29 protein-coding genes, 1 pseudogene and 1 other annotated feature are annotated in these 25,950 nt (G+C 35.6%); of the genes and pseudogenes, 10 read left to right on the top strand and 20 right to left on the bottom strand.

Going from position 1 to position 25,950, the window contains the following annotated elements:
- Positions 1–421: 421 nt before the first annotated feature.
- Together yidC and ACIGHG_RS17210 are read right to left on the bottom strand one after the other, a co-directional pair.
- Positions 422–1,219, bottom strand: a complete 798-nt coding sequence (gene yidC, locus ACIGHG_RS17215) for a membrane protein insertase YidC (protein WP_336472052.1) — start codon at positions 1,217–1,219, stop codon at positions 422–424.
- A gap of 28 nt (positions 1,220–1,247) precedes the next feature.
- Complete coding sequence (locus tag ACIGHG_RS17210; protein ID WP_090916063.1) at positions 1,248–1,532, bottom strand: hypothetical protein; 285 nt, start codon at positions 1,530–1,532, stop codon at positions 1,248–1,250.
- A 204-nt stretch (positions 1,533–1,736) separates the two neighbouring features.
- Between ACIGHG_RS17210 and ACIGHG_RS17205 the strand changes: the two genes are divergently transcribed.
- The 3 genes from ACIGHG_RS17205 to ACIGHG_RS17195 all read left to right on the top strand — a co-directional run bounded on the left by ACIGHG_RS17205 (position 1,737) and on the right by ACIGHG_RS17195 (position 3,908).
- The gene (locus tag ACIGHG_RS17205) at positions 1,737–2,630 is read left to right on the top strand and encodes a YitT family protein (RefSeq protein ID WP_396549675.1); all 894 of its coding nucleotides are present in this window, start codon (positions 1,737–1,739) and stop codon (positions 2,628–2,630) included.
- Positions 2,631–2,829: 199 nt separating this feature from the next.
- Entirely contained in the window at positions 2,830–3,207 is a 378-nt protein-coding gene (locus tag ACIGHG_RS17200; protein ID WP_396549583.1) for a DUF3938 domain-containing protein, read from the top strand.
- 347 nt (positions 3,208–3,554) lie between these two features.
- The gene (locus ACIGHG_RS17195) at positions 3,555–3,908 is read left to right on the top strand and encodes a hypothetical protein (RefSeq protein ID WP_336472049.1); all 354 of its coding nucleotides are present in this window, start codon (positions 3,555–3,557) and stop codon (positions 3,906–3,908) included.
- A 113-nt stretch (positions 3,909–4,021) separates the two neighbouring features.
- Here ACIGHG_RS17195 and ACIGHG_RS17190 read toward each other — a convergent pair whose 3' ends face one another.
- Positions 4,022–4,636: a DedA family protein gene (locus tag ACIGHG_RS17190; protein WP_090916055.1), complete on the bottom strand. Its 615-nt coding sequence runs from the start codon at positions 4,634–4,636 to the stop codon at positions 4,022–4,024.
- A gap of 210 nt (positions 4,637–4,846) precedes the next feature.
- Positions 4,847–6,487 (bottom strand): methionine--tRNA ligase, encoded by a 1,641-nt coding sequence (metG, locus tag ACIGHG_RS17185; RefSeq protein WP_396549581.1) that lies wholly within the window; start codon positions 6,485–6,487, stop codon positions 4,847–4,849.
- A gap of 51 nt (positions 6,488–6,538) precedes the next feature.
- Positions 6,539–6,811 (bottom strand) — a binding site (T-box leader).
- Between the two features lie 117 nt (positions 6,812–6,928).
- Here metG and ACIGHG_RS17180 point away from each other — a divergent pair.
- Complete coding sequence (locus ACIGHG_RS17180) at positions 6,929–7,729, top strand: class I SAM-dependent methyltransferase (RefSeq protein ID WP_396549580.1); 801 nt, start codon at positions 6,929–6,931, stop codon at positions 7,727–7,729.
- Positions 7,730–7,855: 126 nt separating this feature from the next.
- Entirely contained in the window at positions 7,856–8,170 is a 315-nt protein-coding gene (locus ACIGHG_RS17175) for a metal-sulfur cluster assembly factor (protein WP_336472046.1), read from the top strand.
- Between the two features lie 164 nt (positions 8,171–8,334).
- Here ACIGHG_RS17175 and ACIGHG_RS17170 read toward each other — a convergent pair whose 3' ends face one another.
- The 3 genes from ACIGHG_RS17170 to ACIGHG_RS17160 form a co-directional block, all read right to left on the bottom strand.
- On the bottom strand, positions 8,335–9,984 hold the full coding sequence (locus ACIGHG_RS17170; protein ID WP_336472045.1) for a M4 family metallopeptidase: 1,650 nt from the start codon (positions 9,982–9,984) through the stop codon (positions 8,335–8,337).
- A 148-nt stretch (positions 9,985–10,132) separates the two neighbouring features.
- Positions 10,133–10,831 (bottom strand): pirin family protein, encoded by a 699-nt coding sequence (locus ACIGHG_RS17165; protein ID WP_336472044.1) that lies wholly within the window; start codon positions 10,829–10,831, stop codon positions 10,133–10,135.
- Positions 10,832–11,162: 331 nt separating this feature from the next.
- Positions 11,163–11,597, bottom strand: a complete 435-nt coding sequence (locus tag ACIGHG_RS17160) for a DUF3920 family protein (RefSeq protein ID WP_336472111.1) — start codon at positions 11,595–11,597, stop codon at positions 11,163–11,165.
- Positions 11,598–11,829: 232 nt separating this feature from the next.
- Here ACIGHG_RS17160 and ACIGHG_RS17155 point away from each other — a divergent pair, with 232 nt between their 5' ends.
- Positions 11,830–12,270 carry a Dps family protein gene (locus ACIGHG_RS17155; RefSeq protein WP_336472043.1) on the top strand — a complete coding sequence of 147 codons (441 nt, stop codon included), beginning with the start codon at positions 11,830–11,832 and terminating at the stop codon, positions 12,268–12,270.
- Between the two features lie 214 nt (positions 12,271–12,484).
- On the opposite strand, the gene ACIGHG_RS17150 is transcribed toward ACIGHG_RS17155, so the two are convergent.
- Positions 12,485–13,063, bottom strand: a complete 579-nt coding sequence (locus ACIGHG_RS17150) for an LOG family protein (RefSeq protein ID WP_336472042.1) — start codon at positions 13,061–13,063, stop codon at positions 12,485–12,487.
- A 72-nt stretch (positions 13,064–13,135) separates the two neighbouring features.
- On the opposite strand from ACIGHG_RS17150, the gene ACIGHG_RS17145 reads away from it, so the two are divergent.
- Positions 13,136–13,450: a MazG nucleotide pyrophosphohydrolase domain-containing protein gene (locus tag ACIGHG_RS17145; protein ID WP_090916036.1), complete on the top strand. Its 315-nt coding sequence runs from the start codon at positions 13,136–13,138 to the stop codon at positions 13,448–13,450.
- 63 nt (positions 13,451–13,513) lie between these two features.
- Positions 13,514–14,020: a ferritin gene (locus tag ACIGHG_RS17140; protein ID WP_020062878.1), complete on the top strand. Its 507-nt coding sequence runs from the start codon at positions 13,514–13,516 to the stop codon at positions 14,018–14,020.
- Positions 14,021–14,065: 45 nt separating this feature from the next.
- On the opposite strand, the gene ACIGHG_RS17135 is transcribed toward ACIGHG_RS17140, so the two are convergent.
- The 4 genes and pseudogenes from ACIGHG_RS17135 to ACIGHG_RS17120 form a co-directional block, all read right to left on the bottom strand.
- Positions 14,066–15,247 carry a NupC/NupG family nucleoside CNT transporter gene (locus ACIGHG_RS17135; RefSeq protein WP_336472041.1) on the bottom strand — a complete coding sequence of 394 codons (1,182 nt, stop codon included), beginning with the start codon at positions 15,245–15,247 and terminating at the stop codon, positions 14,066–14,068.
- A gap of 305 nt (positions 15,248–15,552) precedes the next feature.
- Positions 15,553–16,977 (bottom strand): alanine/glycine:cation symporter family protein, encoded by a 1,425-nt coding sequence (locus ACIGHG_RS17130; protein ID WP_090916030.1) that lies wholly within the window; start codon positions 16,975–16,977, stop codon positions 15,553–15,555.
- A 221-nt stretch (positions 16,978–17,198) separates the two neighbouring features.
- Positions 17,199–17,609, bottom strand: a pseudogene (locus ACIGHG_RS17125) (alanine:cation symporter family protein); the annotation flags it as partial.
- A 354-nt stretch (positions 17,610–17,963) separates the two neighbouring features.
- Positions 17,964–18,230: an ArsR/SmtB family transcription factor gene (locus ACIGHG_RS17120; RefSeq protein WP_396549576.1), complete on the bottom strand. Its 267-nt coding sequence runs from the start codon at positions 18,228–18,230 to the stop codon at positions 17,964–17,966.
- 407 nt (positions 18,231–18,637) lie between these two features.
- On the opposite strand from ACIGHG_RS17120, the gene ACIGHG_RS17115 reads away from it, so the two are divergent.
- Complete coding sequence (locus tag ACIGHG_RS17115; RefSeq protein WP_336472040.1) at positions 18,638–19,195, top strand: DedA family protein; 558 nt, start codon at positions 18,638–18,640, stop codon at positions 19,193–19,195.
- 41 nt (positions 19,196–19,236) lie between these two features.
- On the opposite strand, the gene ACIGHG_RS17110 is transcribed toward ACIGHG_RS17115, so the two are convergent.
- The 7 genes from ACIGHG_RS17110 to ACIGHG_RS17080 form a co-directional block, all read right to left on the bottom strand.
- Positions 19,237–19,359 (bottom strand): DUF4023 domain-containing protein, encoded by a 123-nt coding sequence (locus ACIGHG_RS17110; RefSeq protein WP_035433200.1) that lies wholly within the window; start codon positions 19,357–19,359, stop codon positions 19,237–19,239.
- 71 nt (positions 19,360–19,430) lie between these two features.
- Positions 19,431–20,825, bottom strand: coding sequence for a DUF4179 domain-containing protein (locus ACIGHG_RS17105; RefSeq protein WP_336472039.1), 1,395 nt, complete (start codon positions 20,823–20,825; stop codon positions 19,431–19,433).
- Positions 20,795–21,346 carry a sigma-70 family RNA polymerase sigma factor gene (locus ACIGHG_RS17100; protein WP_336472038.1) on the bottom strand — a complete coding sequence of 184 codons (552 nt, stop codon included), beginning with the start codon at positions 21,344–21,346 and terminating at the stop codon, positions 20,795–20,797. The genes ACIGHG_RS17105 and ACIGHG_RS17100 overlap by 31 nt, the downstream gene beginning before the upstream one ends.
- Before the next feature lie 193 nt (positions 21,347–21,539).
- Complete coding sequence (locus tag ACIGHG_RS17095) at positions 21,540–22,598, bottom strand: endonuclease/exonuclease/phosphatase family protein (RefSeq protein WP_336472037.1); 1,059 nt, start codon at positions 22,596–22,598, stop codon at positions 21,540–21,542.
- A 356-nt stretch (positions 22,599–22,954) separates the two neighbouring features.
- Entirely contained in the window at positions 22,955–23,557 is a 603-nt protein-coding gene (locus ACIGHG_RS17090; protein WP_396549573.1) for a nitroreductase family protein, read from the bottom strand.
- 48 nt (positions 23,558–23,605) lie between these two features.
- Positions 23,606–24,256 (bottom strand): DsbA family oxidoreductase, encoded by a 651-nt coding sequence (locus ACIGHG_RS17085; RefSeq protein ID WP_396549572.1) that lies wholly within the window; start codon positions 24,254–24,256, stop codon positions 23,606–23,608.
- Between the two features lie 64 nt (positions 24,257–24,320).
- Positions 24,321–24,758, bottom strand: coding sequence for an Rrf2 family transcriptional regulator (locus ACIGHG_RS17080; protein WP_396549570.1), 438 nt, complete (start codon positions 24,756–24,758; stop codon positions 24,321–24,323).
- A gap of 416 nt (positions 24,759–25,174) precedes the next feature.
- Between ACIGHG_RS17080 and ACIGHG_RS17075 the strand changes: the two genes are divergently transcribed.
- Complete coding sequence (locus ACIGHG_RS17075; RefSeq protein WP_090916015.1) at positions 25,175–25,486, top strand: heavy metal-binding domain-containing protein; 312 nt, start codon at positions 25,175–25,177, stop codon at positions 25,484–25,486.
- A gap of 59 nt (positions 25,487–25,545) precedes the next feature.
- Here ACIGHG_RS17075 and ACIGHG_RS17070 read toward each other — a convergent pair.
- Positions 25,546–25,950 (bottom strand): IS3 family transposase (locus tag ACIGHG_RS17070; protein ID WP_396549568.1); only part of this gene is annotated, 405 nt, incomplete at its 5' end.

The raw sequence follows: 25,950 nt of genomic DNA, 5'->3' as shown, positions 1-25,950 counted from the left end.
TTCCTCCCTTTATTTTAAACCTTGCACATAGTAGAAAAAGGTACTGATCGCTTCTATGCACGGTCAGGCGCCCTTGCCCATCTAAAAAAGGAGGAGTTTTTATCGTGGATTCAATTTGTATTTATATCTTTTCTACTTACCTTATACATAAATCCATTTTGCTTTTTTCAACATATAAATCGGTGCTATACAGAAAAAAATATGACCCGCACTCGTTTCCTACCTTTGTTTTAACCCTTGCACGTGGCAGAAAAAGGTACTGATCGCTTCTATGCACGGCCGGGTGCTCTCGCCCATCTAAAAAAGGAGCGTTTTTTATCGTTTTTCACTTTGTATTTATATAGAAAAAGAGTTAACCTAAATCCTGCTAGAACAGTACTTTAGGTTAACTCCTTCCTTATATCATAACAACAAGCTTCTCTTATGCCTCTTGTAGTTGTCCATCTTCACGATCCATCACTTTCTTTAATAGCACAGTTTGAATAACAGTAAATAGGTTACTTGTAATCCAGTACAAAACAAGTCCTGACGGTGCCGCAAATCCCATAAATAAAATCATTGCCGGCATCATAAACTGCTGAACTTTCAATGCTTGACTTTGATCTCCTGTCATGTTGGACTGCAATATTTTCATCTGTAGAAATGTTGCCATAGCAGCAAGGGCAGGTAAAATATGATATGGATCTGCATGTCCTAAATTCACCCATAAGAAAGAAGCTGAACGAATCTCTTCCGTATGACTAATGGCATAGTACAATGCTGAGAAGACCGGCATTTGAAGTAACAATGGTAAACAACCCATCACCGGGTTCACACCGTTTGTTCTCATTAAAATCATCATTTCTTGCTGATATTGCTTTTGTTTCTCCGGATTTTTCGTCGTATCGCCATACTTTTCCTTCAACTTCTGAAGCTCTGGCTGCATTTTCTTTGTTTTTAATTGACTGCGATATTGCGTAATCGTCAGCGGCAATAATATCGTACGAACTACAATCGTAATGATGATAATGGCAATCCCAAAGCTATGATTCGGCAAATGGTGTGCCACAAACTGCAACATAACAGAAATTGGATATACAATATAGTGATTCCAAAATCCAGGACTATTCGCATCAATTGGTGCTGCATTTGCATTCGCATTTGCATTACCACACCCTGATAAAACAACAACAAGTAATAATGATAAACTTACGAGCCAAGCTCGGTATGATTTGAACATATATATTCCTCCAATGTTTCATAATTCGTTAGCGAAACATTGGTATATACGGACCTACATCATCACTCTCTCCACTTGCTTCTTGCCTGCGGACTGAGCGGGCCATTCCGTGTTTATAAAAGATAGAGAAAAACGAGATATTCCCTATATGCTTCTCGCACGTTTCAACAAATGCGAAAGCTTTCTGTCTCCCTCTATATGTTTGCTGGCGTACAAAACGCGAAACATTAGTGAGAAACAAAACTTCTAATAAACAAAGTGCCGTTGTTACAACAGATATATATAACATTGCATCTTGCAATAGAAATTCCATCTCTTCACATCCTTATGACAGGATTATATCATACTGTTTCAACATGTAAATTCCTTATATTTTACATATTTATGTTTTTATACATGCGTTTAAGTTGTAAAAATTTCATAAAATTTTTGCATAATAATAAAACTATTGTCAGTTGTTGAAAAAAGCATTATCCTCTTCTTGTAATCAAAAACGAATATGGAGATGAAAATAGACATGGGCCAACTAGGAGACGCCGATTTCGTTCCCGATACCGCCTTTTTATCATTCCCAGCTGCAAAAACATGGCATTTAGAATTTGTAATTCAACTTATTGTTATTTTAGTTGCTTCAATTTTCTATGCGGTTTCAATGAATATGTTTTTTATTCCACATCATATGATTAGTGGCGGCTTTACTGGCGTTGGGATGATTATCGGTTATTTAATGCACTACAACATTGGTGCACTCATCTTTTTATTAAACATTCCACTTCTCTTTCTTAGCTATTTTTATTTAGGAAAGAAAACGACTTTTTTAACAGCATACTTTGTTACTGTATCGACGCTTGCTATGAACATCATTCCCGTTCATCAAATCTCAGATGATATTTTATTATCTTCTGTCTTTGGCGGTGTACTGTGCGGGGCTGCAACAGGAATCATTTTCCGCTTTGCTTCTTCGACAGGCGGATTCGATATTATTGGGTTAATTGTGGCAAAACATAGAGATATTTCGATTGGATCTATTATATTTGTCTTTAACCTCATTCTACTTGTAATCGCTGGCTTTATTTTCGGTTGGGATATTACACTTTACACACTCATCAGCCGATTTGTAGCAAGTAAAGTAATCGATTCCATTCATACAAAGCACATTAAATTAACAGTGATGACCGTTACAGAAAAAGGAGATATCGTTAAAAATACATTGCTCCAAAACGGGATTCGCGGTGTAACAATGGTTGATGCTGTCGGTGGATATACAAATCATAATAAAAAAATGATTTACACAGTTGTTACGCGCTATGAACTAGGAGAAATTAAACGTCTGATAAGGCACGTTGATAGCCATGCTTTTATTAATATTACAGAAACAGTAGAAGTAGTCGGACGATTTAAACGTATATAACAAAGCGCAAGGATGATGTCCTTGCGCTTTTATTTTCACTTTATAAAAAAGTAAAGCGCTTTGCTGGATAACGTATACCAAAATTCAAAATATCTGATAATTATTTTAATTCGAATCTAAAACATGTTATACTATGAGTAAACAATAAATAAGATTTAGGTTCTCCTATTCAAATTATGATGATAAAGGAGTAGAACATATGAACCAAAAAATAAAACTTATTATCGCAACATTATTTGCCATAGCAGGCGGTCTCTTATGTTTTTGGACAAATACTCATATTGGTAAAAATTTATATATTAATGGTATTGATTCCATTGTAAGCGCTTCCGTTTTAGGCTCGTTTATTTTCTTCTTTTTCAACCAGGCAGAAAATGCTAGAAAAACGACGCTTTTAACAATGATCGGTATCGTCGGCGCTTGTATATCATTTTCAACAACGAATTATGACTTACCGCTGCAGATTAGCACAGCCTTCTTCCATGGTCTTTGGACTTGGTTTATCGCATTTTTCATGGCAGATATCTTTCAGTTGCTACAAGATGACAGTCATGTTCAGGCGGAAAGTAATTCTTAATAGCAAGGCTGTTTACCGCTAATTATAGAAATAAGAGGAAAAAGGCCATCCTAACTCAGTTAGCTTTGAGGAAGGGTGGCCTTTTTCTATTGTTTTTTTAACTGAATCGCTATAAATACAAGTTTCACCATTCTATATGCCAACAAGTTATGCATAATCTTATCAACAACAGAAGCTTGTATATCACTCTATAAACTTGACCTTTTCCTTTTAACAAACAATTCATAACAAAAATGTGCTTGTATTATTTTTCATATCATCATTTTTTAACGTATTTACATATTCTATAATATAACTTACAATAAAAGTGTAAAATTACACTTTTATTATGAAGAGGAGTATGTATTATGGCATTATTACTTTTGTCGATTATATTATTTGCACTTCTATTAGTAATTCAAGGTATTCGTGATAGAAGTATACCCTTTACCCTGCTAGCTTGTATTCCCTTTCTTATGGTTTTGACACCTATTTTGTTCCTCATTCTTGGAATACCTGAAGAGTCACTGCCTATTACAATTTCTATCAATGCATTTTGGAGTATTGTTATCATCATTTACAGCTTACTTTTTGTTATAAGTGTATTAAAAAAGAATGTAGTAGCAATTACAATGAGCTTTATACAAATATGTACTACCGCTTTTTGGTTCTCTGTTATCTCTGTTTTTTGGGTCTCTCCTACCTTTGGTTTTATATTATAACTACATACATTTCTGTTCTTACCGATAATGAACAACACACTAGCTTACCTATACAAAAAGGCAGCGCTTCTCTCAACAGAAGCACTGCCTTTCTCAACATGAAATGGATCATTTTAATTTACTGTGTGTGCAAACACACGCTTAATTTCTTTACGGAATCGGACAGCTACACATACCGCCACAATCACCACAATACCAATGATAATCTTTCCGATATGATCTTCAAGCAATCCAAAAATTGCATCTATGTTGCCACCTAACCAATAACCGCCTACTAAGAAGAACGTTACCCAAAACAAAGCCCCGCTATAGACTGTTACCGCAAAGCGGCGAAATGGTAAATTAATAATTCCTGCAAAATATCCTGTAAAATGACGCACACCAGGAATAAAAAATGCAATAAATATTAAGGAATACCCATACTTATCGAACCACTTTCGCGTTAAATCAATTTTGCGCTGCGTTAGAAAAACATATTTGCCATACTTTTGAATAAATGGCATACCAAGCTTGTTCCCTAGAAAATATTGAATTGTCATCCCAACACTTGTCCCTAAGAAGGAGAAGAAGATTAATAATGGTAAGTGTAACTCACCTGTATGCGCTAAATATCCTGCATAAGCTAATGTTGGCTCTCCCGGAAACGGAAGTGCAATATATTCTAACAGTAGTCCAACAAGTACAACATAGTAGCCGTACTGTTGAAATAATTCGTGAATCCATTCCATGTCGACCTCTCCTTTTCTTGCTGATACGCGATCTTCTATAACATACTTAGTTTGTATTTTTATTGTATAAAAACTTCTAGAAAACTGCTATTGTAATAACTTACAATAAGCTTACATTTTTGTAAGGAGAAAACATTCTGCAAATTACTAAACAATACTTATCTTCATTCGTTTATTGCACAAACGTTGAACCAAAGCGAGTTCCACTTCTCATCTATCACGAAAAGATTCGTTCAACTTTTTCACTTCTTCCTCAATTTTCTTCACATCAATGCGTTCAAATAACGGTGACACATTCAAAATACGAACTGGGCTTTCCACCGTATAATTCCATCCGTTCTGGGAAACTCCTAACATTTGTTGCACTTGTGCAGACGAAAACGGAAGAAACGGTTTTAATACTCGGGCAAAATTCACGATAAGGTGAATACAGTTTCTCATTGTATCATCGCACGCTATCTTATCCTCTTTTATTTGCTTCCACGGCTGCCTTTCATCGAAATATTTATTCGCGTAGCGAATATGTTCAAAAATTGTCTCTAGCGCTTGTTTAAAATGCGCTTTTTCAATAGACTCTTCTACTTCAACGTATAATCCCTTTAGCTTTTCTTCCATTTCCTCATTCACTTGACCAGTCGGTACAGTATTCTCATAATATTTTTCAAGAAACTTCAACGTTCTATTTACAAAGTTTCCATACGCTCCTAACAATTCACTATTATGACTATAAATGAATTCCCGCCATGAAAAATCCGTATCTCGATTTTCAGGTGCGTTTATAGTTAAAAAATAACGGATCGAATCCGGATGATACTCCTTCAAAATTTCTGGAACCCAAACAGCCCAGTTTTTACTCGTCGATAACTTTCTTTTTTCAACTGTTAAATATTCATTCGAAACAATATATGCAGGTAATGCTTTCACTTGTATTCCCTGCAAAATAGCTGGCCAAATAATTGTATGAAACGGAATATTATCTTTGCCGTGCACATAATACGTTCGTGTATCCTCTTGCCAAAATGGTGAATCATCACTGTTTGTTTCTTGTGCCCATTGTTTACTTGCTGAATAATAACCAGACACAGCCTCAATCCACACATACACCTTCTTATCCTCGTATCCAGAAACAGGAACACTCACACCAATTGGTAAATCTCTTGAAACAGCACGGTCTTGTAAACCTTCTTGTAGGTAGCGCAGTGTTAATTGCAGAGCGTTCTCACGCCACGTACCGCTTTTCTTTACTGCTTCTACATATTCTTCTAGCTTCTGTTGTAATGACGTTAATGCAAAATAAAAATGCTCTGTCTCCTTAATTGTCGGCGCAGTGCCGCATAGTTTACATGTTTTCCCTAGCAAATCTATCGGATCTAAAATAGCAGAACATGCATCGCACTGATCACCACGCGCACCTGCACCGCAATGCGGACAAATCCCTTCGACATAACGATCTGGCAAAAATTGCACACAAGTCTCACAGTATGTTTGCTCTACTGTCTTTTTATAAATCAATCCCTTTTCTAAAAGCTCTAAGAAAATGCTCTGAACGACTTGATGGTGAGAAACAGAGTCAGTACGAGCATAATAATCATATGAAAAACCAAGCGCTTGAAAACATCGTTTAAATTCTTCATGATAGCGATCCGCAATTGTTTTGACACTTACCTTCTCCTGCTTAGCGCGAATTGTAATCGGTGTACCGTTACAATCACTTCCCGATACATATAACACATTGTCCCCTTTTAACCGATAATAACGAGCTAAAATATCTCCTGGCAGTAAACCAGCAATATGACCAAGATGCAGCGATCCATTTGCATATGGCCAAGCGCCTCCAATAAAAATATTCATCCTACATTCCTCCTTTAAAAATAAAAAAGCCCCGTCCTTATCTTCTAAAAAGATAAGGACGAGGCTTTATATACAGTCGTGGTACCACCTTATTTCGTCAATTGCTCACACAATTGACCTCTACAAGTACGGAGCAATCATTGCTCGTATACTGTGACCTTGATAACGAGAGTCAACGCTCGTCGCCGCCTACTATTATCAAGTGATAAGTTCAGGACGAAGCTCAGAGGCCATTGTTCAAATGATCATTCTTGCTTCTTTTCAGCTCCCGAAGCTCTCTGGAAAGAATGGGGTCATTCTACTTTTCCTCTTCAACGCTTTTCATATGTAATATACATTGTATGAAAATTGTACAGAAAAATCAAACTTTTTGTAAATAAAAAGCAGGATTTTTCACCTTTATAAGGAAACTATATACCTTCACAGAAAGGAGCGATAGGATTGAATCAACAACAATTAAGTGTAATGAATAAAACAGGATGGAACAAATCAGCTTATGAAGCTTGGACAAATCGCCACGGAACGCCGTATTCTTACGGAAAACAAATACGAGAAAATCCCGCTGCTGAGGTCGCTTATTATTTGCCTTACATAGATGATGTACGAGGAAAACGAATTATAAATCTAATGGGATCAAAAGGGAGTAAGGCGGTTGCTCTGTCATTGCTAGGAGCAGAGGTAACGGTCGTCGATATTTCAGAGAGCAACGCAAAATATGCGAGAGAGCTTGCCGTAGCTGCCAAAACACATATTGAATACATTGTGTCTGATGTGCTCCATATCAAAAAAACAATCGGCTCATTTGATGTAGTATTACTCGAGCTTGGTGTGCTCCACTATTTCATAGATTTAAAGCCTTTATTTACAATCATTTCTCAATTACTAAAACAAGGTGGAACATTTATTTTACGCGACTATCATCCACTGTACACAAAACTAGTGCAAATAGAAAATAACGAAGTAGTTGCAAGTGGCAATTATTTTCATGAAGATGTAATCGAAGTAGATGTAGCCTACAGTATGCTCTTATCAGAAGCAGAGCGTAACTCTTTACCCAAAAACATGATTCGCAGATGGACATTAGGCGAAATTGTAACAAAAATTGCGCAATCGGGACTCCGCATCGAGGAGCTCACAGAAGAATGCGGTTCAAAACAAAAATGGGTCTTCCCCCCTCATGCTCCGAACGGAATTGAAGATCGTATCCCTGGACTTTATACACTTATCGCCAAAAATATATAGAAAGGCATTCCTCATAACACAGAATGTTTTTTTCTATATGAAAAATACTATGAGCTAGATCACTGCATCTTTATTGCAAATCCATTATAATGAGAACAAATATCAATTATTATTAGAGGTGCTTATATGTCTCAAACTTTGGAAGATAAAGTATATGCCAATTTAGAAGCTGTTATTGATCCTGAGCTTGGCGTCGATATTATAAATCTTGGGTTAGTATATGATGTTACAACTGACGAACAACATAATACTGTTATTACAATGACAATGACTTCTATTGGTTGTCCAATGGCTGGACAAATCGTATCTGATGTCAAAAAGGTATTAGCAACAAATGTTCCTGAATTAAATGAAATTGAAGTAAATGTTGTTTGGAATCCGCCATGGACAAAAGATCGCATGTCCCGATTTGCTAAAATTGCATTAGGCATTCGTGATTAAACGATAAAAAGACCTGATATAAAATCAGGTCTTTTCGTGTCTTATCCCGCATTAACGGGCAGTAAAGGATAGGAAAACCAGGAAGAAAACTGCCCGTAAAAGCCCGATTGGGCGGGCTTTCCATCAGTGGTGGATGAAGAATCCCCACTGACGGAAGTTTCACTTTATTTTACACCTACTGCATCGTATGCTTTCTTTACAGCTTGTACTTCTTTAGAATTTTGGCCATATAAATCTGTAGCCGCTTGAATTGCAGCTTGGCGCATCATGCTAAAGTTTGAGTTTGCAGTTAAATATTTTGTAAGAGCGCGGTAATAAATTTTTTCTGTTGCTTCGCGGCCTACACCATTTACAGTAACATCGTAATGCGTACCACCTTCAGAAACTAAGTATGCCGCTTTGTTGTTAATGCTGCTATTAATATGAACACCGCCATTATCAATCGTTCCTTTGTAGCGCTTACTATAATGATCAGGGTAGCCTTCACTTGGCTTTAATGGATTTGGAATAGAAGCCGGATTACTTAAAGAACGCAGTACAGTTCCTCGCATCTCTGGTGCATAAATATCTTCTCCCATATCCCAATCATCACGGTCAACCATTGCACCCATAATATCAGATAACGATTCATTTAATGCGCCAGATTCATTTCTATATTCTAGATTTGCAGAGTACTCTGTTACTGCGTGAGTGAGCTCATGCGCAATAACATCAAGTCCTGCTGAGAATGGAATAAATTCTTTTCCATCACCGTCTCCGTACATCATTTGGATACCGTTCCACCCTGCATTATCCCAGTTCTTCCCTACGTGAACAGTAGAAATTAATTTTGCCCCTTCATTATCATAAGAATTACGATTAAATGTTTTCTTATAATAATCGTATACTTTCGCAGCGTTAGCATGAGCATCGACAGCTGCTTTATCCTCAAAGAATTTGTTTTTGCTCTCAACTTCATACCCTGTATATCCGAACCATTGCGACAGTAAATCAAATAAATATGGATTCATATTTTTCGCATCGAATGTATGAACACCTTGTCCACGCGTACCATCAAATAAGTGAAAAGCACCTGTTTTTTCATTTCGGGACATTTCAAACATTGTGCGATTTCCTGATACACCGTAACCAAACCCAGTAATATGATCAATCGCATTATACTTCTCAATTACATTTCCGTTTGTTGCATCAACAAAATAATGCCAATAGCCTGGTGCTGGATTTGAAGTAGATGCTTTTACAAGATAAGAAAGATAATATTGTCCATCTTTTTCATATACATATAAATCTTTCTTAATACCATCATAGTTATCTACTTTTCCAATTTCTTTCTCAATACCGGCCTTTGCAATATTTACGGCCTCATCTTCTGAAATGCTCGCAGATGATGGGATATTTTTATTTTCTAAATTCGGAATAACTTGTCCGAAAAATGCTTTTACATTATTATCTTTATCTAGCGTTACTGTTTGATCAGATCCATATACAGGAACACCATTATGTTTTTCAATAAGCTTCACATGTGTTGTTTCTGCTTCTGCATCTTTTTCTTCGCTAACGACCTCAAAATGTTTCTCAATATTTCCCGCTAATTTAAACATATCTTTTTTACTTTTTAAATACTCAAACACCGTTTCTTTTTTATCTAATCCTTCCGGTGCTTTCCACTCTTCCCCAATATAAGATGGTGTCTGGAACTCTTGGTTGTATTGAATTTTTTGCTCATCTGCATATGTACGTGACGTACCTAATGTCGCAAATGCTCCTAAAGCCATAGACAAAGCTAACGTTGAAGATAGAACCTTCTTTTTCAAAAACAACACTCCCCATCCCTAAATTGTTTTACACTTTTATACAGTTCTAGAGAAATTAGCAATAACCTTTAATTGAATTTTTAGAAAATTTCGACAGAATATTCAAAAAATAGTAGCGTCCTTTTTAGACGCTACTCGCTTATTACAATTATTGTTTCTTCATCTCAATTACCAAATAATGAGCTGTTTCCGTTGCTTGAATGTGAATATCTTCCGCAATTACTTCTGCTGCATCTCTCGTCCCTAATGTTTCACCGTTCACAACGCCGCCTCCTTCAATTTGAACCAAATAAGCTTGACGCCCTTCACCAACTGAGAACACAATCTCTTTTCCTTTTTCTAAAGCAAGAGAGTACAAGTTTGCATCTTGATGAATTTCAATCGGTGCACCGCCATCAATTGGTGAAACCATGTGGAACCATGTATTCTCACGTTTATCCCAATCAAATTTAAATTCACCATAATTTGGTGTATGACCAGCACGGTCTGGTAAAATCCAAATTTGCAGCAGACGCAATGTTTCATCGCCTAAATTGTGTTCACTATGGAAGACGCCTGTTCCAGCACTCATATATTGCACATGTCCACGCTCAATTGTTCCGCGGTTTCCCATACTATCTTGGTGTGTTAATGCCCCGTCTACTACATAAGAAATAATCTCCATATCACGGTGCGGATGCATCTCAAATCCTGTTTGTGCTGCTACTAAATCATCGTTAATAACACGAAGTGCACCGAATCTCATATTATTTGGATTGTAGTAATCTGCAAATGAAAAATGAAAATGTGTATTTAACCAACCGTGATTTGCTCTTCCCATTTGTTTATGATCAATTTTTTTAAACATATTTTTCACCTCATATTATCTCGAATTTGAGATATTTATTTGAAATTTTTTATAACTGTAACTTTCTTAATAATTCCAGCAGTTGCTTCTGCTCCTCACGAGTGAGCTTACAAAATTGGATTGCTTAAAAACTTTCTTACGGGGGAACTACTTCTGTATGTCCCCTGTCCGATTTATACTAATTCATTAAATTGTGCAGCAGACAAATCTCATCTTTTACATGTTGATTCGTCTCACTAAGCTTTGTAACTACAGTTTAGAACTAAACTTAATAAATGTCAATTACTTTCTTTTTGTAAGTTAAAAACTAAAACATAGTATATACTATGTTTTAGTTCACATACCTTCTCCTATATTCTCTCAGCTTTCTCTTCGCAAATACCCTTGCATCTTTTTCAATCCACCGCTTTTCATACATTTCATCCCCAACATACAATAACTTATGTTCATGCTGCATATCATGCCGAAACTCATGCAACAATGTTTCTAATACATTCTCATACTTCTCCCACATACAAACAAAAATGAGCCGCTTTTCTTTATGATAAAATCCGCTCAAAGGAAATAAAAATTCTTCTTCCTCTTCTCCTAATCGTATTAACACATCATTCGTTTCGCACGTATCACAGAAAATAACAGGTACCTCACGTCGTTCAATTAACGAGAAAACATCTCTCTTTACTTGATTTATATCCCATGGAAAATCGTCATCAAGTACATACCAGTTCCCAGCTTGTTGATATATCCTTTGAAATGGGAGCTGCATTTTCATTCTCCTTTCTCTTTACTCTTTGTTACCTGTATGTCACATTAGCTCTTATTTTAAACATACATGTGCGTTACAAAATATTTTAAAATTATATATGCAAAAAGAGTTGATTTTATACCTGTTATTATATTATAATTATTATAAATTAGTAAATAGTATAAAATAATAATTTAAAAAGAAATTGACCACATTAACAAACAGTATAATAATTTAAAAGGGGATTGATTACATGAACACACAAGTAATTGAAGTATTAAACAAACAAGTAGCAAACTGGAACGTTTTATTCACAAAATTACACAACTTCCACTGGTACGTTACAGGACCTCAATTCTTTACACTTCATGAGAAATTCGAACAACTTTATACAGAAGCAGCTACGCACATCGATGAAATCGCAGAACGTATTTTAGCAATTGGCGGCAAACCAGTAGCAACAATGAAAGAATACTTAACATTATCTTCTGTTCAAGAGGCAGCTTACGGAGAAACTGCAGAAGGGATGGTCGAAGCGATTATGAAGGACTACGAAATGATGCTAAGCGAACTAAAAAAAGGCATGGAAATCGCACAAGATACAGACGATGAAATGACATCTGACCTACTACTTGGCATCTACACAGAACTTGAAAAACACGCATGGATGCTGCGCGCATTCTTGAATCAATAAGAAAAGCGGAGCCGACTGTTTAGCCCCGTTGGCTAAGGTTCTTTCACACAGAAGGTGCTTTTTACCTTCTCGTGTGGAAGGTTCTTAGACATGAGGGGCTAGGAGGTGAAGCTGGATCATAAGAAAGGCGGCGCCAATATATCGGCGCTTTTTCTAATATTTGACAAGAAAAATATACAAAAAAACCAAGTGGGACACTCCACTCGGTTTTTCATCATGTTAACTGTTTCCACTTATTACCCATAACTGGTCTTTTGTAACTCTTCATCTCCACAAATAATTCGTTAGCTGTTTGTGCAGAAACAAGCAATTCTTTATTTGATGGATTCATAAATCCTTCTGCTGCTGCACGGTCCACCATTTGTAATAATGGTGTGTAGAATTCTGCAATGTTGAGCAATCCAACAGGCTTTTCATGAATCCCGATTTGTGACCAACATACAACTTCAAACAACTCTTCAAATGTTCCATATCCACCTGGCAATGCAATAAATGCATCAGCAAGTTCACTCATTTTCGATTTTCTTTCATGCATTGTTTCTACTTCGATTAGTTCCGTTAAACCGTGGTGAACAATTTCTCCTCTAAATAACCCACGCGGCATGATGCCTGTTACACGGCCCCCTAGCTCTAATACTTGATTTGCTACTTCTCCCATTAATCCAACACAAGAGCCGCCGTATACAAGCTCTATATTATTTTGAACTAGTATCTTTCCAAGCTGACGAGCTTCTGTTTGAAATTCTAGACGCTCCCCAACATTCGATCCTGCAAACACACAAATCCGTTTCATTCTTCCACCCCAAAACTATATATTGTTATGCTACAATGTAATCATACTACATATTGGGAGGATGAGAAAAGGATGGATACGAATGAATTTCAAAGATGGGTGGAACAATTTTATCATGAGCGGGGCTGGGCCCAATATAATTCTTTTATTCGCGTTAATTTTTTAGCGGAAGAAGTTGGCGAAGTTTCTCGCGTTGTGCGTGCTATCGAAATCGGCCGCGATCGCCCAGATGAAACGACGAAGAGCGAAGAAGAATTAACAATAGAGTTGAAAGAAGAACTTGGAGATGTACTAGGAAACCTTATAATTTTAGCGCAAAAATATAACCTAGATTTGCAAGATATTATGGAAACACACGTGAAAAAACTTTCCAAACGATTCAAATAATAAATGAGAATTATTTTCAACTATGATATGATTATATTGTAATAATATGAAAGGGGTCTTTTTATGTTATCTCCAAAATTACGTGAAGCACTAAATGATCAAATGAATTTTGAATTTTACTCAGCCCATGTGTATATGGCAATGGCAGCATACTGTACATCAGAGAGCTATGATGGATTTGCAAATTTCTTTCTTGTACAAGCAGAGGAAGAGCGTTTCCATGCTATGAAGCTGTACAATTATATTAATGATCGCGGTGAGCGTGCAATCATTACTGGATTTGATCATCCAAATAACGAATACGAATCGATTTTATCAGCTTTTGAAATCGCCCTTGAGCACGAGCGTGAGGTTACAAAACGTATTTATAACCTATCTGATATTGCATGGGATGAACGCGAACATGCTACCATCACCTTCTTAAAATGGTTCGTTGATGAGCAAGTAGAAGAAGAAGCATCTTTCGATAGCATCATTCAAAAATTAAAACGAATTACAAGCGATTCAAACGCATTGTTTATGTTAGATGCCGAATTAGAAAAACGTACATTTACTCCGCCTGCTGAGTAAACAAAAAAAGCAATGAGCCCGCTGCTCATTGCTTTTTATTTTATCTTATAGCATAACCCCAACGATAATCGCTGATAAGACACTTACTAATGTTGCACCGTATACAAGTTTTAATCCGAAAGAAGATACAACATTTGCTTGTTTTTCATCGATACTCTTCGTTGCACCTGCGATAATTCCGATAGATGAGAAGTTTGCAAATGATACAAGGAATACAGATAAGATACCAACTGTACGAGGTGTTAAACCACCAGCTGCTTTTCCTAAATCAAGCATCGCAACAAATTCGTTTGTTACTAATTTTGTTGCCATAATTTGTCCAGCTGTTACCATCTCAGATGCTGGAATACCCATGATGAATGCTAATGGTGAGAACACATATCCTAAGATCGTTTGGAATGTGATACCGAAAATAGAATCAAATAGACCGTTAATTGCTGCCATCAATGCAATGAATCCGATTAACATTGCTGCTACTGTAACTGCAATTGAAAATCCTAACATAATGTACTCGCCTAGCATTTCGAAGAACGTTTGGTTCTTGTCCTCTTGTAACTCTAAAATATCATCCTCTTCTTTTACATCGTAAGGATTTAAAATGTGAATGATAATAAATCCACTAAATAAGTTTAAAACAAGTGCTGTTACAACATATTTAGGGTCAAGCATTTTCATGTAAGAACCAACGATTGACATGGAAACTGTCGACATAGAAGATGCACAGAGTGTATATAAACGATTTTTTGGCAATTTACTTAGTTGATCTTTAACTGTAATAAATACTTCCCCTTGGCCAACAATTGCCGCTGCTACTGCATTATAAGATTCTAATCTTCCTAAACCATTTATTTTACTTAATAAGAATCCAATTGCTTTAATAATGACTGGTAAAATTCTAAGATGTTGCAGAATTCCAATTAACACTGCTAAGAAAATAATTGGAAGTAATACAGAAAGGAAAAATGTGAATTCTCCCTTATTTACCATTCCACCAAATACAAAGTTAATTCCAGCGTCCGCAAATTTTAAAATTGTACTAAATCCATCAGAAATTCCTTTAATTAAATAGTATCCAATCTGTGTATTTAATAAGAAATATGATAATCCTAGTTGAATAACAAGCATAATAGCAATTGGCTTATATTTAATCTTTTTCCGATCGCTACTTACAAGAAACGCTAGTATAAATACAGCAATTAGTCCTACAAGAAACATGACAAATTTCATACTTGAATCCTCCATTTTGTAGTTTGATTTACCAAGATGCAACAGTTGTCTAACGATAGACGTCTGACAATTCAGATTAAAAAGATAAATACCTTTACATGCAAATTACTTCCTATATGAGTAAGCGTTTGCATTAGACGAAATTCTATACTGAATAATTATTGTGGAATATGAGAATGATATCATTTTGTTTCATCCATAAACTGATTGTAAGCGTTATCTTTACAAAAAGCAATATATTTTTCAAAGGGAAAAATATACAAAAAAAGGAACATAGAGTCCCGCCTCTATGTTCCTTTGCGTTACTAACCTAATTGTTTTTCTTTTTCAATTACTGGATCTTCCCAGCATTCTGCATTTTTTAGTCCCGGGATAGAACTTGCATGGAATACAGGATCTTTCCCTTGTTTCTTCTGCTTCATATAGTCTGTAAGTGCAGCAAATGCAAATTTACCAAGAAACGCAATCGCAATTAAATTTATGATAACCATAAAGCCCATAAATAAATCAGCTAAATCCCATACAAATTGGATCTTTGCAACAGAACCGAATACAATCATGGCTAACACGCTTATTCGGTATACCATCAACCATACTTTACTATTGTTTAAGAATCGAATATTTGTTTCTCCGTAATAATAGTTACCAATTAACGCACCGAATCCAAATAGGAAAATAAAGATAGCAAGACACCCTGATGCCCAAGAGCCGACATGTTCACTTAATGCTGCTTGTGTAAGTGCAATACCATTTAGCTCTGGTTGTTTGTATGCATCAGAAAGTAAAATAATAAATGCTGTGCTTGTACAGACAATCAGTGTATCCGTTAATACACCAAATGCTTGAATAAGTCCTTGTTTCACCGGATGGCTTGTTGTTGCCGTTGCGGCAACGTTTGGCGCACTTCCCATACCAGCTTCATTTGAGAATAAACCACGTTTAACCCCATGCATGAGCGCTGCGCCGATTGAACCGCCTGCTATTTGTTTAAAGCCAAATGCGTTTTGAACAATAAGAGAAAGAACTTCTGGCATTTTTGTTATGTTTGTAACTATAACAAATAATGCAATACCAATGTATAACACCGCTAGAAACATCACTTTGTATTCAGCCATTTTTGCAATACGCTGCACACCGCCAAAGATAATCGCAGCGAAAGCAAGAGCCATAATAATTCCTAAAGTTAAACGATCTGTACCGAATGCGTTCTCAAAAGCAATTGTAACGGTATTTGATTGTACAGAATTGAATACAAGACCGAAAGTGATCGTAATTAAAATGGAGAATAATACTCCCATCCAACGTTTGTTTAATCCTTTTTCCATATAATAGGATGGACCACCGCGGAAACCATTTTTATCTTTTACTTTATATATTTGCGCTAACGTACTTTCAACAAAGCTGGATGCTGAGCTAATAATAGAAATAATCCACATCCAGAATACCGCTCCAGGACCGCCTAATGCAATCGCAATCGCAATTCCTGTGATATTTCCAGTTCCAACGCGAGCAGCCATACCAATACAGAACGCTTGAAATGGGGAAACTTCGTCTTTAGAACCAGATTTCCCTTCCATTAACACACGGACCATTTCCTTTAACATTCGAAACTGTACAAATTTCGATTTAAACGTAAAATAAATTCCGAAAGTAACAAGCATAATAATTAACAATTTAGACCACAGAAAATCATTTGTTAATCCCAATAGATCCGACAAAAATTGTCCCATATCATCACCTCATATCAAAATTTAGTAGCCCTAATTCATATAAAATAATCTTATTTTTCCGACATAAATAAGCTCGTCTCATACACACATGCAACACAGGTAAAAATTTTCTATGAAAATAGTATTTCCTCGTTTATGCGAATATCCATAACATGTAACCGTACAGCTAACAGTTGCACCATCATGCTTGTTCCGTATGCCGGATTTTTAAATTGGACTTATATATAACGTTCAAGACCAAATGCATTCTTAATTCTTCAAAGCAAGTGTAACTGTATTTGCTTGTACAGAGTTGAAAATTAGTTCATAACTAATTGTAATTAAGATAGAAAATAAAATTCTCATCCAGCGCTTATTTAAACCTTTTTCCATATAGTAAGCTGGACTACCTAACGAAATCGCTAGTGCTCCCCTGCTAAGTTACCAATCCCGATGCGGGCTGCAGAACTTATACAGAAAGATTGGAAAGAAGAAACGCTACCTTTTTTACCCGCCATTTCCCCTAGATGACGAATTTGAACGAACTTCAGTTTAAAAGAAAAATAAAGACCTAAGCCAATTAACATTGTAATAATTACATAAGTCCATAGAATATTATTTGTTGTTTCAACGGATTTTTCTAAAATGCTAATCATGTTGTCCCCTCCCTTTTTTCTTACATAAATTCAATTGTAATTTAAATCCATTCAAAAATCAACAATTTTCGACAAAACAACAATTTCATATCGCATTATCTCTCAAATTCTTTGTTTTTCTTTAAAATACTCTTAAATACAAACGCTTACAAGAAATGAATACATGTTATCTTTTCTGACATGAAAATATAATGCATAAAAAAAGCACAATTCTCTTTAACCGAATTGTGCTCTATGACATGATTTCGAATCTTTTCTCTCTATAAATCGTTTAACAGTCTAATATTATATTTTAGAGTCTACAATAAAATATTAGACTGTTAAAAAATATAAGAACTCCGTCATTTTCATTTAAATAATATTGGCTACAATCATCTTCGTACGACTATCCACTACTTCATAATAAATTTCTAACCCTTTTCGAGTGCCCGAAACAATTTTAGCAGCTTTTAATTTCGCTAAGTGCTGACTAACTGTACTTTGAGGCATTCCCAACTTTTCATACATTGTTGTTACATTCGTAGGGCCTTTCGTAATCAATGTTTCAACTAAATTTAAACGCACAGGATGCGCCAATACTTTTAATATTTCAGCGATATCTTCATATTTTCCTATCATTTTCATTTTCTCCTCTTTATATAATTATGTTTATAACTTTCCACTATATTATTCGAAAGGACATATGATTTTATGTCCGTCGTTTTAAAAAATTTAAAAAAAGTTTTAGAAATGAAAATAATAACGTTTTATGCTAACGCAAAACGTTGAGCGAAGCTACTCCCCTTTATTTTCAGAGGGTTCTAAAACAAAATTTGTTATAATAAATAAATATATTTAGCTACATGATAGATTTATACATACCATTTCACACAAAATGAAGCAGCAATATAGTAATGATTGTGCGTAATTGGGTGAAACTAAAAGACATATACAATAGTTCTTATTGCAGATGAAACGGATGGTGATCACAAATAGAACAGCACTTAAATTATGTCATTTCGCATTATGGATATTTCGGACTAATCATGGCGTTAGTTGGGGGAATTATTGGATTACCAATACCAGATGAAACGTTATTAACTTTTGTAGGATATTATATATTTCAAGGGAAAATGCACTTCTTTATCGCCTTATTAAGCGCATGGTTTGGCTCGGCAGTTGGTATTTCGCTTAGTTACATATTAGGAAAAAGACTTGGGCTTCCCTTCTTAAAGAAATTTGGTCCTAAAATGCACATTACAGAAAACAAAATTGCTCGGACACAAGCTCTCTTTCAAAAAATCGGTCCTCCTTTACTTATTTTTGGCTACTTCATTCCAGGAGTGCGGCATGTTACTGCCTATTTAACCGGCATTTCCAGTCTGCGTATTCGGACATTTTGTCTGTACGCTTATCTAGGAGCATTCATATGGAGCTTTACTTTTATTCAATTAGGATTACAATTCGGGAAAGACTGGCATCTAATCAGTCATTACGTTCACCGTTACGGGCTTATTTTATTAGTTGTATTAATTATTTTTTCCGTTCTTGCCGCTTTGGCTTTTCTATACATTCGCAGAAAAAAAACAAATGCAACGCAATGAAATCAACAAAACCCACCTTCCCAAAAAGGTGGGTTTCTTTTTTATTTATGCGTTTTATTCGGCTTTTTCTTGCCCGGGTTTCCGTTACCTTGACGCTTTTTATTTCGTTCCGCTTTCTCCTGTGTATCGTGCAGTTTCTCTACAAAATTACTACTGTTATCCATAGTTGCAGCCTCCTTGGTTATCGTTCTTTTGTTACTATAACCAAGTACATGTAAAATCATGAGGTGTAACCTTATTTTACTTTAATCTGAACAGGCGGTAATGTTTTATTTGGGTGATACGGCGACATCAGCACCTCTAATACGTAATCCTTTAAACTGAAATTCTCCACACCATATTTCCCATCTAATTGAAACGTTCCTTCAAATTGAAGTTTTTCCTTATCTAGTACTTTCACGGTACTTCCTTTTACATTATGTCCACGCGGTACGATATCTTGATCCATGTACGAAGAATCAGTTAGATTCATCGCCTCGCCAAAATTGATTAATTCGTCCATAGATATATGTTTTGTATCGACATTTTGAAGTGTGTAATTTACAATTAGCCGCTGATTCTTATGCTGGATGTGGTTAACAATTATTTTGAAATCACTGCGCGTGCTCTTCATTTCAAATGGTGTTTTTTCATCTAGCTTCACAATTGCTGGTTTTTCTGATAATCGTACAAAAGGATATATTGTAATAAATTCCGCACTATCAGGAATTTTCTCGAAAATAGAACGCTCTGCAGATTCTACATGATCGCCTACTTTTTCTCTGCCAAATTCAATCCCTGAAGTAGACATATCAATTTCGTTCCCTTTATCATCTGTTATTTTGTGGATTCGTGCTAAGTCGTTCTCGCCAACAAGCGGATAAATTGCTTTGTAGTCAATCGTTGTTGCTCCTTTACCGATTGTAATATTTTCAAAGTTAAATGTATGCTGCTGATCCTCACTGCTAACAGACTGCTTCGAGTTAATTTTTTTATTTTCTAATTGTTTCACGGGAATATCGAACTTCCAAAATCCTCTCGTTTCACCGATAGATGTAATGGTAATTGGTAATGTTGTATTTGGAGGTAATTCTTTTTCAGGGTAATCAATTTTGATATTTCCAAACCAACCATTCTTTGTTACTCTCCCGCCACCCGAAGCGCTTTTCATCCACTTTGGACTTCCGTCAGCAAGCTTATATGTATAATAAAAACGATCATGAGATACAGCATTTTTCGCGCCTTTATCCGGATTATCAACCGTAAACGTTATCCCAATCCGGCCGCCATCATAATACACACTTTTCATCGTTACACTAACTCCATTACTTACTGCTTGTTGATTCAATTCTGTTACGAGTTTACTCGCAAACAGATTTTGACCCATCGTATCATGAAAATAATCATACACTTTTCCTATAAGCGGAACTTCTGCTAATACACGATTCATTTGCGGGAAAACAAAGCCTGAGCCTAGCACACCTATACATACTGATGCAGCAGCTAACCATGCAATCTTTCTTCGTTTATATTTTCTTTTTGTCGGTTTTTCTTGCTTTGCTCTATTCACACCTTTTTTTATCGCTATCTGTAATTCTTCCCGAGGAACTTCGATTTTGTTTATTTCATCATTAACCCACTGTTTATCCAATTCTCATCACTCCCTCCTAATAATTTCTTTAACGATTTTCTCGCCCTATGCAAATACGTTTTGACAGTTCCTTCAGGTACATTCATATGCCAAGCAATTTGGTTTATCGGAAGATCATAATAATAATGTAAAATAATAACAGTTTGATAGTTTTCATCTAGTTTTCCAATTGCTGCTTGTAAGTCAATGTTTTGCTCAATTCGGTTTGCCACGTTTCGTACATCTTTGCATTCCCTGCTATCTTCTAATTGTTGAACCTTCTTCTTCTCATTTAATACTTGGTAAGCGTTATGTATTAAAATACGCGTCAACCACGTCAGAAAAAAGTTTGGTTTTTGTAATTGCTCTAAAGATAAGTACGCTTTATAAACCGTTTCTTGTACGATATCTAATGCATCTTCTTTATTTTGCACATACATATAAGCTGTACGATATAATTGATCCTGATGAAGGCTAATGAGCTGTTCAAACGCTGCATCATCACCCTTTTTTGCTTTTTTCACTAATTTTATTTCATCCATCTTATCCCTCCTTCCACTTATTAGATAGGATATGGAATGTTTTGGTTTCAAAAATTTATATTTCCTGCATAAAAAAAAACGTCCCAACAAAGCTTGAGACGTTTTTTAAGACAAGTCTGTTCATCTATTTCTCTAAAATTACTTCTAGCTGTTTCACTTGTGCCGCTACAAAAAGTTATTCACAAAATAAAACTTATTTTAATTTAAACACCGCACTTACCGGATTATGATCACTATTTTCAAACTTCAGATCATTTCCATGTACATTTACGATTTCTACATTTGGCGAAACTAAAAATCCATCAATAATCGTAACGAAATTCTCACCTTCTACATATTTCTTCACATCATCGCGAACGGTCCAAACATTAGGATCTACTGCCCACTGGAATCCACCGTCCGTGAAATCTTTTGGCAATTGTACTAACCATTCAGGCCATACTTTTTGAAACTTCGGATCTTTTAGCTGTACATCAGAGACTAGTTGATTCCAATCACCACCGAGTATCACATAATCACCGTTTTTATAGTGTTCGTTCATATACTCTTTCAAATAATCAACTTGCTGCCTTCTTATTTTTCCGCCTTTATCATAAGCAGATAAATGAAGATTAACGAGTCTTAAATATTTCCCATTACTCACAGGGATTTTATGCTCAACGATTGCTCGGTCTAAATCAAATAATTGTTTTGGCCAAGGCTCTTTCCCTGGCAGTTGAAATCTTGTTGCTGTATCAATCTTATACTTAGAAAATGAACTCATTCCTGAATTCGTATATCCCATTGGATTAGTAATCGGAACAGGTACCCACTGTGCATGATAGTTATATCCGAAAGAAGATTCATAGTTTTTCAAACCGTTCTTAAATACGGCATATTCATTCACATCAAATGATCTTGAAGATTTCGTATCCACCTCTTGCAATAAGATAAAATCAGAATCTTCTTTTTGTAAAAAAGATAGCATGTTGTTAAGATTCTTTTCTGTTTGTTCTTTACTGCTAGAACGAGAGCCTTCTCCCCCGTCCATAAAAAAGTCTTGATCTTTATCCAAACCAGCATAACCTACGTTAAAAGTCGTCGCTGTAAATGTGTCTCCCTGTTTTAAAACCTTGTCATTCTTATTTTCTACATTTAATTTCAGAACACTAACAGGTTTCTCATCTGTAATCATAATATAGGCTAAAAATACAGCTACACTACCGCCCACTAATGCTACTAGTAATAAAAGTACTTTAAATATTTTCTTCAAATAAATAACTCCTTTTTATATCAAAATAAATGTTTCTCAAAAAATATACTGTAAATCTCTCTTCTCTTCAATAAAAAAAGATAATTAACAATATTCTGTATTATATTCCAATAAATAAATACGACTTATTTCATAAGGAAACAAGATTATTTTACCACATTAACAATGTTTGCATGATTATATAAGCATTAACAAGTAATCATATTATCCACTTTTTTAATCATTATATAAATATAAAAAACGCCTCTAATTTTTGAGACGTTTTTTCTTTAAGTATAGTCATAGTCCGATTTTTAAGTTGAATCCATTCGCCATAATGACTGCGTGTTCCCTATTCAGGAAATCATTCGCTTTTCTTAATAAAATTTAACTACATCTTCATAAGCTAAAAACGTTCTTTCGCCTGGCTGCTCATCCGGCTCACCAAATGGCATTTGTCCTACTAGGCTCCACTCTGCTGGAATGTTCCAAGTTTGTTTTACTTCTTCATCAACAATTGGGTTGTAGTGTTGCAGAGACGCTCCGATTCCTTCTGCAGATAAAGCCATCCATGTTGCATATTGCAGCATTGCACTTCCTTGATGAGACCAGAATGGGAATTGCTCTTTGTATAACGGCGCGTTTTCTTGCATTCTCTTCACAGTTTCTTGATTTTCAAAGAATAACACTGTTCCTACTCCATCACGGAATCCTTGCAGTCTTGCTGCAGTTTCCTCAAAATTTTCTGCCGGAACAAGGGCACGAAGCGTTTCTTTTACGATATCCCAAAACTTTTCATGCTCTGCATCCATTAATACAACGATGCGGCCACTTTGCATGTTAAAAGCTGATGGTGCGTATAAAGCAGTTTTTAAAACGTCACTAATTCTTTCTTTCGTAATATTTTCGGTCTTTTTTACTTTACGAATAGAACGGCGATTCATAATTGCATCTTTTAAATTTGTTGTAGTAACTGACATGTTTCATTCCTCCAATACCTTATATGTTGATTATCATCCAATATCTTATTAACAATATCCATCTACATTACATTGCATTCCATCTAATTCATTTTCCTTACTTTTTGCTAGCTCTTGATCGATTGCTTTTGCTAATCTTTCTTTGCTCGCTAATCCTTGAATCACTTCATCACCAATAACGAATGTTGGAACAGCCATAATCTGTGCTTCTTCGTAAGCATGTTGCAACGCTTCTTCTTGTACGTCTTTATACTTTCTTGATACTAATGCTTCTTTAAATGCTTCTTTAGGGAGTCCAACTTCCCCTGCCAATTTTGTTAATACTTCGATATCTTCAATATTTTGTTCTTCTTGGAAAAAGGCAGCAAACACTCTATCGTGAAACGCATTTCCTTTTCCATGTTCCTTCGCAAAGTGGTATCCCTCAAAGGCAAGGTTTGTATACGGGTGCGGAGAAACACGAGGTAAACGCATTTCTACTCCTAATTTTTTTGCGGTAGGAACAATAAATGAATCCCATGAACCTAACTTATCAGGCTCTTTCCATGGATCGATTTTTGGATATGGACTTGGGCGTAATTCAAATGGCATCCATTCTACTTCTACATCTTTCCCCTTTACAATCTCATCCAAAGGAGCTTTTCCTAAAAAACAAAATGGACATATAAAATCAGAATAAGCTTTAATTTTTACAGTCATGTTTATGTTCCCTCACTTTTCTTTTTATTGTAATCAACTAAGTTACAACTGAGTTAAAAAAAAATTACTTTGCAGAATGTATTTGATTTACTAATGATATAACTAATTTCTCCATTGTTATGCTTTCCAATACGAGCTCAAGCGCTTCTTGTGCCTGAACTAAAATCACTTCTAAAACGGCTTGTATATTTGCTCCTACCGGACAATTAGGATTTGGATTTTCATGAAAATGAAATAACTTTTCCTCTTCCACCACATCTACGGCTCGGTACACATCTAACAAGGTAATCTCACACAACTCTTTCACGAGGTAAGCTCCTCCTGCGCCGCGGCGTACTTCAACAAAACCTGCTTTTTTTAAATACGATAGTACTTTCCGAATAATTACTGGATTTGTATTTACACTTTCCCCTATATACTCTGAAGTACAAATAGAAGGTGGATTACTTTTTAGGAGAGATAAAATATGCACAGCAATCGTAAAACGGCTACTAATTTTCATATTTATCACCCCTTTGTTGTAATCATTATAGTTACAACATAAACAGAAGTCAAGTGGCCTTAAAAAAGATTTTTTCAACATGATATCCATTTTAAGCGTTCAGCATATAAGTCGATGCTATGGAAATTATACTATGACCTGCACTCGCTTTCTTCTTTTGTTTTAAACTTTGCATGTGGTAAAAAAAGGCCCTGACCGTTTCTATGCGCGGCCAGCTGCTCTCACCCACCTAAAAAGGAAGGGGTTTTATGCCTATTTTTTAACTTGTATATATCGTTCATTTCAGTACTTAGGAAATATTACAAAACTGTCATCTTTATGTAAGGTTATGAGATAGTTACTTTACTGTCTCCATGTAATAATAAGAACATAAGAAATAGCAATAAACTTTTAGAGATTATAGGAGCGTGTTAATCATGATCGTAACAACAACTAATACTATTCAAGGTAAAGAAATTATTGAGTATGTAGACATCGTAAACGGTGAAGCAATTATGGGTGCAAATATCGTTCGCGACTTATTTGCTTCTGTTCGTGACGTTGTCGGCGGCCGTTCTGGTGCATATGAAAGTAAATTGAAAGAAGCTCGTGACATTGCGATGGAAGAAATGAAACAACTTGCAGCTCAAAAAGGTGCCAATGCAATCGTTGGTATCGACGTAGACTACGAAGTGGTTCGCGACGGAATGTTAATGGTTGCGGTAAGCGGTACAGCTGTACGTGTGTAAATATATATAAAAGCACCTCATTGGAGATTGAAGTGAACCCAAAAAGTTAGACACATATTTTAAGCAGCTAATGAGGAATGCGTTCTGTATTGTACAGGGCTCATTCCTTTTAGTTTTGTTTTGATTCGATCATGATTATAGTAGTGAATATATTTTTCTAATTCTAATTTAAAGTGTTCCATACTTTCGAACTCTTGTAAGTAGAGTAATTCAGACTTTAATAAGCCAAAGAAATTTTCGATGACTGCGTTATCTAAACAATTCCCTTTACGAGACATACTTTGTGTAATTCCTTTTTCTTTCAATACATGTTGGTATTCCTTCATTTGATAGTGCCATCCCTGATCCGAGTGGAGGATAGGAAATTCACCATCTTTTAATTGTTGAAAAGCCTTATCCAACATTTTTGAGACTAATGGGTAAACAGGACGTTTCTCTACGTTATACGCAATAATTTCACCATT

The organism is Bacillus sp. NPDC077411 (genome assembly GCF_044543425.1).
Lineage (GTDB): Bacteria > Bacillota > Bacilli > Bacillales > Bacillaceae_G > Bacillus_A > Bacillus_A bruguierae.
The sequence above is the reverse complement of the archived record's forward strand: the minus strand, read 5'-3'. Positions and strand labels throughout refer to the sequence as shown.